This is a genomic window from Pseudomonas sp. NPDC087639 (assembly GCF_044743385.1).
In the GTDB taxonomy this organism is placed as follows: Bacteria; Pseudomonadota; Gammaproteobacteria; order Pseudomonadales; family Pseudomonadaceae; genus Aquipseudomonas.
Genome location: NZ_JBIUWI010000035.1, coordinates 1 through 12,428 on the forward strand (window position 1 = coordinate 1; position 12,428 = coordinate 12,428).

10 protein-coding genes are annotated in these 12,428 nt (G+C 60.5%); 2 read left to right on the forward strand and 8 right to left on the reverse strand.

Annotated features, from left to right (window positions below):
• From ACIOVB_RS15870 to ACIOVB_RS15900, 7 genes are all read right to left on the reverse strand, one after another.
• The coding region (locus tag ACIOVB_RS15870) for an Hcp family type VI secretion system effector (protein WP_401269172.1) at positions 1-415 on the reverse strand (415 nt) is incomplete at its 3' end.
• Between the two features lie 340 nt (positions 416-755).
• The gene (locus ACIOVB_RS15875) at positions 756-2,144 is read right to left on the reverse strand and encodes a VOC family protein (protein ID WP_401269174.1); all 1,389 of its coding nucleotides are present in this window, start codon (positions 2,142-2,144) and stop codon (positions 756-758) included.
• Between the two features lie 88 nt (positions 2,145-2,232).
• Positions 2,233-3,453 (reverse strand): glycolate oxidase subunit GlcF, encoded by a 1,221-nt coding sequence (gene glcF, locus ACIOVB_RS15880; protein ID WP_401269177.1) that lies wholly within the window; start codon positions 3,451-3,453, stop codon positions 2,233-2,235.
• A 2-nt stretch (positions 3,454-3,455) separates the two neighbouring features.
• Positions 3,456-4,505 (reverse strand): glycolate oxidase subunit GlcE, encoded by a 1,050-nt coding sequence (glcE, locus tag ACIOVB_RS15885; RefSeq protein ID WP_401269180.1) that lies wholly within the window; start codon positions 4,503-4,505, stop codon positions 3,456-3,458.
• The gene (gene glcD / locus ACIOVB_RS15890; RefSeq protein WP_401269182.1) at positions 4,505-6,004 is read right to left on the reverse strand and encodes a glycolate oxidase subunit GlcD; all 1,500 of its coding nucleotides are present in this window, start codon (positions 6,002-6,004) and stop codon (positions 4,505-4,507) included. Before glcD ends, glcE begins: the two co-directional genes overlap by 1 nt.
• On the reverse strand, positions 6,001-6,927 hold the full coding sequence (locus ACIOVB_RS15895; RefSeq protein WP_187677061.1) for an alpha/beta fold hydrolase: 927 nt from the start codon (positions 6,925-6,927) through the stop codon (positions 6,001-6,003). The genes glcD and ACIOVB_RS15895 overlap by 4 nt, the downstream gene beginning before the upstream one ends.
• A gap of 21 nt (positions 6,928-6,948) precedes the next feature.
• On the reverse strand, positions 6,949-8,403 hold the full coding sequence (locus ACIOVB_RS15900) for a flavin-containing monooxygenase (protein WP_401269185.1): 1,455 nt from the start codon (positions 8,401-8,403) through the stop codon (positions 6,949-6,951).
• A gap of 187 nt (positions 8,404-8,590) precedes the next feature.
• Here ACIOVB_RS15900 and ACIOVB_RS15905 point away from each other — a divergent pair, with 187 nt between their 5' ends.
• Both ACIOVB_RS15905 and ACIOVB_RS15910 read left to right on the forward strand, forming a co-directional pair.
• Entirely contained in the window at positions 8,591-9,664 is a 1,074-nt protein-coding gene (locus ACIOVB_RS15905) for a diguanylate cyclase (RefSeq protein WP_187677063.1), read from the forward strand.
• 115 nt (positions 9,665-9,779) lie between these two features.
• Positions 9,780-11,018 carry a M20/M25/M40 family metallo-hydrolase gene (locus ACIOVB_RS15910; protein ID WP_401269187.1) on the forward strand — a complete coding sequence of 413 codons (1,239 nt, stop codon included), beginning with the start codon at positions 9,780-9,782 and terminating at the stop codon, positions 11,016-11,018.
• A 444-nt stretch (positions 11,019-11,462) separates the two neighbouring features.
• Here ACIOVB_RS15910 and ACIOVB_RS15915 read toward each other — a convergent pair whose 3' ends face one another.
• Positions 11,463-12,332, reverse strand: a complete 870-nt coding sequence (locus ACIOVB_RS15915; RefSeq protein ID WP_016774123.1) for an oxaloacetate decarboxylase — start codon at positions 12,330-12,332, stop codon at positions 11,463-11,465.
• Positions 12,333-12,428: the final 96 nt, after the last annotated feature.

Here is a 12,428-nt window from a genome sequence, read left to right on the forward strand (position 1 = left end):
TGACTTGCGCGTTGCCTGGATCCTGGCAGGTGTGCATTTTGTTGTTGATGGCGACGATGATCGCGTCTTCCAGTTTGGTGGTGTAGTAGTGCTCTTGAGTACCTTGAGCCGAAGTACGGAACCACTGGATAACGATTTCGCTCATGCGCTCGCCGGAGGTCAGAGCGGCTTGCAGCAGAGGCGAAGCCTTGTCGTAGACCTTAGTGATCACAACTGGCTTGTGAACGCGCTGACCGGTTGGCTGACCGGATTGTGGGTCACGCGGGATGATCACGTCGTGGCTGAAAGCCTGAACCATAACCTGGTCTTCGTGGCCTTCCTGGTAGGTGTTGCCAACGGAGTCAGCGGTGAATGCGCCTGCAGTGATCAGGCCTTGTTTTTCGCCGGTAACCGACATGTACGCTGGTGTTGCCATGGGATGCTCTCCTTGCGGATAAATTTAGGGTGCCCGGGAGGCGAAATCGCCCGGTGGGTGCCTGACTGTTATCAAGGAGCGTGCCAGGTTTTGCGAAGCCCCCGGCATGTGGGGGTTAAGCGGATGTTAGAGGCTAAACGTAGGATGTTTGGCCGTGGTTTGGGGGCAAAAGTGCGCAAGAAGTTGCGCAGTACTGCGCAACTTCTTGCGCACTTGGCTGCAGGCCATGAATGGCGTGAGCTGTAGCGATTTTAAGGGCGAAATATTATGAGCATGTGCGCAACTTCTTGCGCATCAAGGCTCCGTGCCATCACGAAGCCCTTTGTAGAGGATTTCACTATCAGTTCAACTTCAGACCTAGCACGTGCGCGCACCCTTCAATCGACCGCCGCTGCGTCTGCGCATACAACCCCAACTCATCAATCGTCGGACGTCCCAGCGCCTGTTCAAATGCCTGCCGATTGGAATGCTCGCCATAGTGAGCCTGCGCCGTATCCCCAAGGTTGGACTGAAAAATCCCCGCCGCACTGACCGGCAGGAAATCTTCGTACACCAACGGCTCCGCTTTCACATAGCCGTCACGTAACAAGTCTTCCAGCGAGGCCTCATTGAGACTACCCGCCGCCAAGCCCTTTTCCGTGGCGAAATAGCGAAAGTAGGCCAGACCCTGTTCGCGCATGCCTTCGATGCTGTCAGGAAATTCGCCAAAGTGCTGAGTCATCAGCGTGTTGTAGCGTGCGGCATTGGCTTCGTTGGGGAAATCACCCAGCTCATCCCGCGCCGCATTCAACAGGCGGTCATACAACGCCCGGCCCTTGGGTGTCAGCGCCGCGCCACGTTGTTCGATTTCGCCGAAACGCGCGCTGTGACTGCCACGAGTTTCGCTTTGGTCGGTGAAGGCGATCGGCTCATCCAAGGCCTTGAAACTGGTCTGACGCAACAGGATCGGGCATTGCCGGCGCGGTGGACCTTCGATCACGGCTTTTGGCGTGATGCCATGAGCCGGCATCTGCTCCTGAACGACGTCGATGTCGAGAGTGCGCGGTGTCAGGTGATTGATGTGCGGGCCTTTGAACGCCACCACATCCGCGATCAGACGGTGCTGGGCGCTCAACGTCCGGTACTGCGCAGCGGTAACGGTTGCGCTGTGATGCCAACGAAAGGTTTCCAGCGCTTGTAGGACGAATGCCTGTGCTTCGGCTTCGTTGAGTCCGCCAGCGGTCTCAGCCTGCGCGATCAAACGCAATGCCGCCGCCGTGAAGATCGAACGCTTGCCCAGCACCGATTCGGCAAAGGCGCGAAGTTCAGGATCTTCAATCAACTCCAGCCGCAACAACGAGGTAAACACTCGAAACGGACTGACTTGCAGCGCCTCTTCATGCACCGCGCGAAACGCCGTGGAATGCACCGGCACACCCGCCGGCGTCAGGTCGTAATAACCCACCGGTTGCATGCCCATCACCGCGAACAGGCGCGCGAGGGTGGCCAGTTCCGTTGCGGTGCCCACACGGATCGCGCCATGACGCTCCATGTCCAGCCGTTCGATTTCGCCTGTGCTGTTGAGTTGTCGTGCGATGTCTGGCTGACGTGAAAGCACGTCGCGGTTGGTCTGCTCCACCAGTTCCATTAGCGCGCCGTACAGCGGGACTTCTTCGCGGTACATGTCGGACATCGCTTTGGAGAAGCGTTGGCGGATCAGGTCGGGGCTGACGAAAGGCTGCACGGTCATGAAAAAAATTCCTGCCACGGTCACGAAATGGATGGAGGAAAAGATCGCAGCCTTCTCCCGCGCGGGCAAACGAAGAATCCTACGAACTTCATTCTGCCAACGACTGATCCACCAGTTCGATCCAGTGCCTGACCGGTGTCCGACCAGCACTGGCGAGGTGGCTCTGGCAGCCGATGTTGGAGGTGACGATCAGCTCGGGGCGGCCGCTTTCCAGAGCATTGAGGCGGTTGTCGCGCAGTTGCCGGGCGATGGCCGGTTGGGTCAGCGAATAAGTGCCCGCCGAACCGCAGCACAAATGACCGTCCGGCACGTTGGTCAGGTTGAAGCCCAGGCGAGTCAGCACCGCTTCAACGGCGCCGCCAAGTTTCAACGCGTGCTGCAAGGTGCACGGGCAATGCACGGCAATCCGCTGTTCGCCGGCGGCACACACCTGCTCCAGCGGTTCCTGCGCGATAACCTGCACCAGATCGAGGGTCAGTTCGCTGATCCGCCGCGCCTTGTCGGCGTAAGCCGGATCATCCTCCAGCAGATGCCCGTAATCCTTGATGAACGCGCCGCAGCCGCTGGCGGTCTGCACGATGGCTTCGGCGCCGTTTTGCAGATGCGGCCACCAGGCGTCGATGTTCTGCCGGGCGCGGTCGAGGCCTTTGGCCTGGGCGTCGAGGTGATAGTCCAGCGCGCCGCAACAACCCGCTTCGGCCACTGGCGTGACACTGATCCCGAGTCGATCCAGCACCCGCGCCGTGGCGTCATTGGTATTCGGCGACAAACCCGGTTGCACGCAGCCTTCCAGCAGCAAAACCCGGCGCGCATGCTGTGGGTGCGGGCGCACACCCGAACTCGGCAGATGCTGTGGCAGTTTGCTTTCAAACATTCGCGGCAACAGCGGTCGGAATGCCGTGCCCATCCGCAGCAAACCCTTGAACAACCCCGGATTCGGTGCCAAGGCCCGCAGTCCCTCACGCAACAAACGCTGCGCCGCCGGACGCGGTACCGCGTGATCGACCACCGCCCGGCCAATGTCGAGCAAGTTGTGATAATCGACGCCGGACGGGCAGGTGGTTTCGCAGTTGCGGCACGACAGGCAGCGGTCCAGGTGCAGTTGCGTCTGCGGGGTGGCCGGTGCGCCTTCGAGCACTTGCTTGATCAGATAGATGCGCCCGCGCGGGCCATCGAGTTCATCACCGAGTAATTGATAGGTCGGACAGGTGGCGTTGCAAAAGCCGCAATGCACGCAAGTGCGCAGGATCTTTTCCGCCTCGGCGGCACGGGGCAACAGTCGGGATTGCTCGCTGAGGGTGGTTTGCATGGCTAGAACTCCGCGTACATCCGGCCTGGGTTGAACAGCCCTTGCGGGTCGAGTTGCGCCTTGAGTTGCCGGTGATAGCGCAGCAGGGTCCAGTCCAGCGGCTGGAACGGCGAGTCACTGGCGCCGTGAGTGAAACACGTGGCGTGGCCGCCGAGTTCCTGAGCGTGGATATGAATGTGCGGTTTGTCGGATTTAAGCCAGCGTTGCGCACCGGCCCAGTCGATCAGTTGCTCGCCTGGCAAGTCCAGTGGGCCGAGGTTATTGGGCAGTGACAGGCGCCAAAGCGGCAGGCCTTCGTCGAAAAACGGCAAACGTTGTTCGTTCAAATCCCGCCAGAACACCGAGTCCAGCGGTTCACCGCCCAAACGTTGATGCGCCGCCGTCACAGAGCCTTCGCCGCCCTCAAGGCGCAGGTACAGGCTGTCGCCATCGTGACACGCGGCGCTGATCGGCAGCGGTTGCTGGCCCCATTCGGCGAGATTGGCCAAGGCGCGGGTGCAGTCGATATCGAGGCGGATGCTCAGGCACTGACGGGGTTTGGGCAGGACTTTCAGCGAGACTTCAGTCAGCACGCCGAGGCAGCCGTAACTACCGGCCATCAGCCGCGACAGGTCATAACCGGCGACGTTTTTCATCACTTCACCGCCGAAGCGCAGGTGTTGGCCGAGACCGGTGATCACCCTTGTGCCGAGGACGAAATCCCGCACCGAGCCCGACCATGGCCGCCGTGGCCCGGACAACCCGGTGGCGATCATGCCGCCGACCGTGGCGCCGTCGCCGAACGCGGGCGGTTCGCACGGCAACATTTGCCCGGCAGCGTCCAGCGCGGCGAGCAACTCGGACAACGGCGTGCCGGCACGCACGCTGACTACCAACTCGGTCGGGTCATAACGAACGATGCCACGGTGCGCGCGAGTATCCAGCACTTCACCGGCCACTTCGCGCCCGAGAAACGCCTTGCTGTTGCCGCCCTGAATCTTCAGCGGCGTGGCGTTGGCCCGCGCTTGATTGACCTGATCGAGCAGGGCGCTGCTGGCATCGAAATCGGCCATCAGAAGCGCTCCAGCTCAGGGAATGGCAGTTGCCCGGCGTGAATGTGCATCGCACCGAATTCAGCGCAGCGGTGCAGGGTCGGGATGTTCTTGCCGGGGTTGAGCAGGCCCTTCGGGTCGAACGCGGCTTTTACCGCGTGAAACAGGCGCAGTTCGTCGTTATTGAACTGCGCGCACATCTGATTGATTTTCTCGCGGCCGACCCCGTGTTCGCCGGTAATGCTGCCGCCGACCTGCACGCACAATTCGAGGATCTTGCCGCCCAGCGCTTCGGCGCGGTGCAGTTCGCCGGGTTGGTTGGCGTCGAACAGGATCAGCGGGTGCATGTTGCCGTCGCCGGCATGGAACACGTTGGCCACACGCAAGTTGTACTCCTCGCCGAGGCGCGCAATGCCTTGCAACACGCCGGGCAATTCGCGGCGCGGGATGGTGCCGTCCATGCAGTAGTAGTCCGGCGACAATCGGCCGATGGCCGGGAAGGCGTTTTTGCGCCCGGCCCAGAAGCGCACGCGTTCGGCTTCATCACGGGCCTGGCGTACTTCGGTCGCGCCGGCCTCGGTCATGACGGCGCGCACCCGCAGGCAGTCGTCATGGACATCGGCTTCGACGCCATCGAGTTCGCACAACAGGATGGCTTCGGCGTCGACCGGGTAACCGGCGTGAATGAAATCTTCAGCGGCGCGGATGGCCAGGTTGTCCATCATTTCCAGGCCACCGGGAATAATCCCTGCCGCAATAATTTCCGCCACCGCTCGCCCGGCCTTTTCCACGGAATCGAAACTGGCCAGCAGCACCTTGGCGACCTGGGGTTTGGGCAGCAGTTTGACCGTGACTTCGGTGATGATCCCCAGCAAACCTTCGGAACCAGTGAACAGCGCGAGCAGGTCGAACCCCGCTGAATCGAGGGCGTCGGAGCCCAACGTCAGGTGTTCGCCTTCGATGGTCAGCACTTCGATTTTCAGCAGGTTGTGCACGGTCAAACCGTACTTGAGGCAATGCACGCCGCCGGCGTTTTCGGCGACATTGCCGCCGATCGAACAGGCGATCTGTGACGACGGGTCCGGCGCGTAATACAGGCCGAACGGCGCGGCGGCCTGGGAGATTGCCAGATTGCGTACGCCCGGCTGAACCCGTGCGGTGCGCGCAGCCGGGTCGATGTGCAGGATGTTGTTGAAGCGCGCCATCACCAGCAGCAAGCCTTTTTCCAGCGGCAAGGCACCGCCGGACAAACCGGTGCCCGCGCCACGAGCGACCACCGGGACGTTCTGTTGATGGCAGAGTTTGAGCAGGGTCTGCACCTGATCAAGCCGACGGGGCAGGGCAACCAGCATGGGCGTCGTGCGGTAAGCCGACAGACCGTCGCATTCGTAGGGTTTGAGTTCGTCTTCACGCCACAGAATGTCGAGGTCGGGCACGGCTTGCTGCAAGGCCTTCAGTAGCTCGGCCTTATTCACGTCAGGCAACGGGCCGTCGAGGCGCTCGTCGTAGAGGATGTTCATTGCTGATTTCCCAGAAACTCCCGGTACAACCGCGCGGTATTAACCGGCTGTTCGACCATCGGCATATGCCCGACGCCGTCCCACACATCCACCTGCAAATTGACGATGCCTTTGCTCCAGATCGGCACGCTGCTGACGTCGATCAGCCGATCCTTGCGCCCCCACAGCAGCAGCGCCGGACATTTGATGTCGGCCAGTTTCGGCTCCATCGGCGGGCTGGCGCGGAAATCGCGGAAGATCTCTTCCAGTTCATCGCGTTGCCGTTCGTAGCGCTGGGCGATGGCGTCCAGTACCAGCTTCGGCACCCACGGTGGCGAAGCCATGGTCATGGCATAAAACTGCTGGAACTCCTCTCGGGAATTGATCAGAAACGGGTTATGGCCACGGGCCAGATGCCGCTCCATGTCACTGACCTCAGGCGCCGTGACGCCGGCCGGATCAATCAGCGCTACCGAGGCAATCCGGTCCGGATACGTCGCCGCCAACCACGCCGCAATGTAGCCGCCCATGGAGTTGCCGATCACATGGACTTTCTCCACGCCGCAAACGTCGAGCAACTGGATCATGCGCTTGGCCTGCAGCGGGATATCGTAGCCGCCGCCGGCCTTGAAGCCGGTTTCACCGTGGCCGGCCAGATCCGGAATGATCACTCGATACTGGCGTACGAAATGCCGCGAGAAGCGCAGCCACAGGTTCTTGTCGGCGCTGTAACCGTGCAGCATCAGGATCGCGCTGGCAGCTTCGTACGGCCCACCTTGCCAGGTCGAGACGGTCATCTCGGCGATCGGCACTTCGATCTTGTGCAGCTTGTACAACTTGGCTTCGGTGGCCATGTTCAGGTCATACAGCCAATGGCCGACCGCCGGGTAACTCAACCAACTCCAGGCCACGAACACTGCGAGGGCGACAAACAGCAAAAGCATCGACGTCTTCCTTTTACGTAGTCAGGACAGAATGTGATCGGCCGGTTTCAGCGCCCGGGTCAAGCGGTAATAGCTGAAACTGAAGCCGGGAAACATAGCGATCACATGACCGCTCTTGCTTTGATACCAACTGTGGCAGCCGCCGGACTTCCAGACCGTGCGCTCCATCTCCCGGTGGATCATCTCAGTGTAGGTACGTTCTGCCTCGGGACGTACTTCGATGCTGCGCAGGCCTTTGGCCTGCACGGTGCGGATGCAGTCGAGGATGTAGTTCATCTGCGATTCGATGATGAACAGCGCCGATGTGTGGCCAATGCCCGTGTTGGGGCCGGTGACGATAAACAGGTTGGGAAAGTCCGGCAGGCTGGTGCCGAGGTAGGCGCGGGGGTATTCGGCCCAGACCTCTCTGAGCTGCACGGCGTTTTTTCCGCTGACCGGGTAGGAAATAACGCCATCGGTGGCGTCGTAACCGGTCGACCAGACGATCAGATCAACATCGATGTGCTGACCGTCCTGGGTGTTGATCCCGCTTTCGTCGATGGAGGCGATGCCTTGTTCGCGACTGTGCAAGGTGACGTTAGGCCGAGTCAGCGCCGGGTAGTAAGTACTGGAAACCAGCACCCGTTTGCAGCCGATGGTGAAATCCGGGATGAGTTTTTGCTGAAGTAACGGATCGGGCACCTGGCGCTTGAGAAAGCGCAATGCCTGCTTCTGCACCAGGTGAATCGCCGGCTTCGAGTATTTGAAGGCAATTACCCGGGTTTCGAACTGCCAGTAGATCAGCCAGCGCAATAGCTTGTAGGCCGGTTTCAAGCCCAACAGCCAACGCTGAAACGGCCCGAACACGCGATCAGCGCGAGGCAACACCCAATGCGGTGTGCGCTGGAATACATGCAACTGCTCGACCTTCGGCGCAATCGCCGGGATCACCTGCGCCGCGCTGGCGCCGCTGCCGACGATGGCCACGCGTTTACCGCGGTAGTCGTAGCTGTGATCCCAATGGTTTGTGTGAAAAGTCTTGCCCTGAAAGCGCTCCTGCCCCGGGAAGTGCGGGATCACCGGTTGGCTCAACGGCCCGGTGGCATTGATCATGAACTGCGCGTAGAACGTGCCCTTGGTCGCGGTGTGGACGGCCCAGCGTTTTTCAGCCTCGTCCCACTCGACGCGCTCGACATTGGCCTGCAGTTCCACCCGCTCACGCAGACCGAACTGGTCGATCACATGCTCGGTGTAACGGTGCAGTTCCGCCTGCTCGGCAAACATCTGCGACCAGCGGTACGGCGCAAATGACAGCGAATACAGCGGCGACGGCACGTCCACCGCCGCGCCGGGGTAAGTGTTCTGGCACCAGGTGCCACCGAAGAAGTCGCGCCGTTCCAGCATACGAAAATCGTCGATCCCGGCCTTGAGCAGGTTGACCGCCGCACACTGGCCGCCAAAACCGCTACCGATGATCAACACTTGGTAAGTCTGCATGGGCCTCCTTCTTATAGTTGTTTTTCCGTTTTCCTCCTTTCATGTATAGCCAAATATTTGCACTGTGCGCGGCGGATCAGCGCCCGTTGAGCCCGCTAGCCGGTGATGGCTATTTAACGTCGCCCTGTTAGACTCCAAGCCAGTCCGTCTGACGGTGTGCAAGTTCCGTCGAGTGATCGAGGCCCCTATGGGAAACACGGGAGGGAAGGGACTTTCATTGGCCAGGAGGCTCTACACATCGCGAACCCTCGGTCTGGTCCTGGGGCTTCTTTGCGTGAGCGTGGCGATGTACCCGCTCGATCCACCGCTGTGGGTATGGGCGCTGATGCTGATCAACGGCCTCGTCTGGCCGCATTTGGCCTTTCAATGGGCGCGCCGTTCAAGCGTGCCTTACCACGGCGAACACCGAAATCTATTGATCGACGCCTTTCTCGGCGGTTTTTGGGTCGCCGCCATGCAGTTCAATCCACTGCCCAGCGCCACGACCATCTCGATGATGGCGATGAATAACGTGGCCATCGGCGGTGTGCGCTTTCTGCTGGCCGGTTCTGCGGCGCAGCTCCTTGGGGTTGGCGTAGGGCTGGTGGTGTTTGCCCCAGCCTTCATTCCGCAAACCTCACCCTTGCAACTGTATGCCTGCCTGCCGTTGCTGATGCTCTATCCGCTGGCGCTGGGCTGGATCTGCTTTCGCCAGGCCTACACGCTGGGGCTGCATAAACGTGAATTGCTCGCGCTTAGCCGCACCGACAGCCTCACTGGGCTGCTCAACCACGGTGCCTGGAAGGATCAACTGGAAATCGCCTTTCAGCGCTGCAAACGGCAGAAACAGGGTGCGGCGATTGCATTGATCGACATCGATCATTTCAAGGCGATCAATGACACCTACGGCCATGTGGCCGGCGACATCGTGCTGCGGCAACTGAGCAAACTGCTCAAGCAGAACCTGCGTGCCACCGACATCGCGGGGCGATATGGGGGCGATGAATTCTGCGTGATCCTCCCGGAGTTGCCGCTGTTCCATGCCGCCCAAGCCATGGAAGCGTTGCGCGAGCGCTTCGCCACGCTGGGCTATGAGCAGAACCCGGCGCTGAAGGTCAGCTTGAGCATCGGACTGGCGGAGTACGACCCGGCCCATGCCGATGCGACGCGTTGGCTCAATGACGCGGATCAGGCGTTGTACGAGGCCAAGGCCAGTGGGCGCAACCGGGTTATCTGCAATTGCGACAACCTGCCCAAGCAGCCGGTGCTCGACTCGGTCTGACTTCCCGTATATCAGCTGTGTGAACCGGTTCAATCGGTGTCGCATCCGGGATAGAGCCTCGCGTCAATGTCAGGTACGGTTCAAGTTCCTCCCGACGCGAAACAAGGATCGATTCATGACGTTCTCATTTTCCCGCTCCCTGCTGGCCGCCAGCCTCGGCCTGACGCTCGCTTTCTCTGCCGCTACCGCCAATGCCGAACCGCATAAACAAGTCCTCGCCAATGCTGAGCAATACCAGCCCGAAGCCCTGAAACTGCTGGAACGCCTGGTTAATATCGATACAGGCTCCGGTTATGAGCCAGGCCTCAAGCAAGTCAGCGAGATCGTCATTGATGAACTGAAAAAGCTCGGCGCCACCATCGAACTGATACCCAACACCCCGGAAAAAACCAACCACGTACTGGCCACGTTCAAGGGCACCGGCAAGGCGAAAATCCTGCTGATGGCGCACATGGACACGGTGTTCAAGGAAGGTTCGGCGGCCGAGCGGCCATTCCACATCAAGGACGGACGCGCCTACGGCCCGGGGGTGATGGACGACAAGGGCGGCATCGTCGCCGGGATCTATGCATTGACAATCCTGAAAAACCTCGACTTCAAGGACTATGCGCAAATCACCTTCCTGCTCGACGCTAGCGAAGAAACCGGCTCGGACGTCGCCACCGACCTGATCAAGAAAACCGCCAAACTGCATGACGTGACGCTCAATCTTGAGCCGGGTCGTCCGGCCGATGGCCTGGTGGTGTGGCGCAAGGGCAGCGCGACGGCGGTGGTCGAGGTCAAGGGCAAAGCAGCGCATGCCGGGGTCGCGCCGGAATTGGGGCGCAACGCGGCGATGGAAGCGGCGCACCAGATTCTGCAACTGGGCAAGCTGGGTGATGAGGCGAAGAAAACCACCATCAACTTCACCGTGCTCAAGGCTGGCGATCGCACCAACGTGATTCCGGATCAAGCCACGGCCAAGGCTGACGTGCGTGCGGCGGTGCCGGAGGAGTTCGACCGGATCGAGAAGGATCTGGCGCGGGTGTCGCAGGACAAGCTGATTCCAGACACCGTGGTGACCACGAGTTTGCAACGGGGTCTACCGCCGATGCCGCAGACGGCCGAGTCAGATCGTCTGATGGCCATGGCTCAGGGGATTTACGGCGAAATCGGCCGCAAATTGACCGAGGAGGGCAGCGGTGGCGCGGCCGATGCGAGTCTGTCGGCCGGGGTTGGCACGCCGACGCTGGATGGCTTCGGGATTGTTGGCGGCAATATTCATACGCCGGAGGAATATGCGGAGGTGGCGAGTGTGGCGCCGCGGATATATCTGTTGTCGCGGATGATTATGGAGTTGTCCAAGGGGCAGTGACGGGAGTTTGTCGTTATTCATAGCGTAACCCCCCGTCCTGTAGGAACTGTCGAGTGAAACGAGGCTGCGATCTTTTGATCTTCAGGGGGAAAATCAAAAGATCGCAGCCTTCGGCAGCTCCTACAGGGGCTTCAACTCCGCGACGATCGTGGCCGGTCGAATACAGAACCTGACACATTTGGAGTGAATTCTATGACCGACCAAGTAATGCCACGTCCTCCCCATCTGTTGATGCGCGAAGGGTGTGCGATTTTGAATGTGATTCAGGCCAGGGCGATGCAGCGGGAGGAGGCTTACAAAACCCCGATTTAGCGGTGTAGCGGCAGATGCCTTCGCGAGCAGGCTCGCTCCCACAGTGGATTGTAGTGAGCACAGAATTTGTGTTCGACACAGATCAAATGTGGGAGCGAGCCTGCTCGCGAAGAGGCCGGTGCGGCCAACACATCACTCCTTGACGCTCATATATTCCTTGGCCCAGAGAATGTATTCCTCCGGCTGGGTATAGGTATGCGTCAATTCGGTCGCGCTCAAGTCCGAAGCCTGGGTAAAGATCTGCCGCTGTTCGCGCAGGCTGTCGTAGGTTGCCTTGATCGCCGCGAAGTACGCGCCATGGCCGTCGATGGTCACGCGCACGCCCAGTTCGGCCAGACGTTTGTCGTCGCGCAGTGCCGGGTTGCCGTAGGTCACCAGCATCAGCGGCACGGTCAGATGTTCTGCAATCTGCTCCAACTGATCGAAGTCCTGCACGCCAACCATGCAAATGCCATCGGCGCCGGCAGCCTGATACTGGCGGGTGCGGCTGATGATTTCCTGGTTCGGCAGGATGCCGGCGTTGGTGCGGGCGATGATCGCCATTTCCGTGTCGACCCTGGCTTCCAGCGCTGCGCGGATCTTGCCGACGCCTTCGGCAACCGTGATCAGGTCAGTGGATTTACGGCCAAATTGGGCGGGCAGCAAGGTGTCTTCGATGGTCAGGGCGGCGACGCCGGCGCGTTCCAGTTCGACGATGGTGCGCATCACGTTGAGGGCGTTGCCGTAGCCGTGGTCGGCGTCGGCGATCACCGGTAATTGGGCGACACGGCCGATGCGGGTGGCCTGTTCGGCGAACTCGCTGAGGGTTATCAGGGCAAAGTCCGGCGCGCCCAATACCTGCAACGAGGCCACGGAACCACCGAGAATCCCCACTTCAAAACCCAGGTCCGCGGCAATGCGGGCGGACATCGGGTCGAACACCGAGGCCGTGTGGTAGCAGGTGTCGGAGGCCAGCAGCTGACGGAAGTTACGGCGCAAATCTTGATGGGAAAGCCTGGTCATACGAGTTCCACCAATACAAAGGAATGGAACGGCTTGAGCAAAGGTGTCAACGCCGAAGAATGAAAAGGCTATCACGCGAATGGGTCAATGATCATG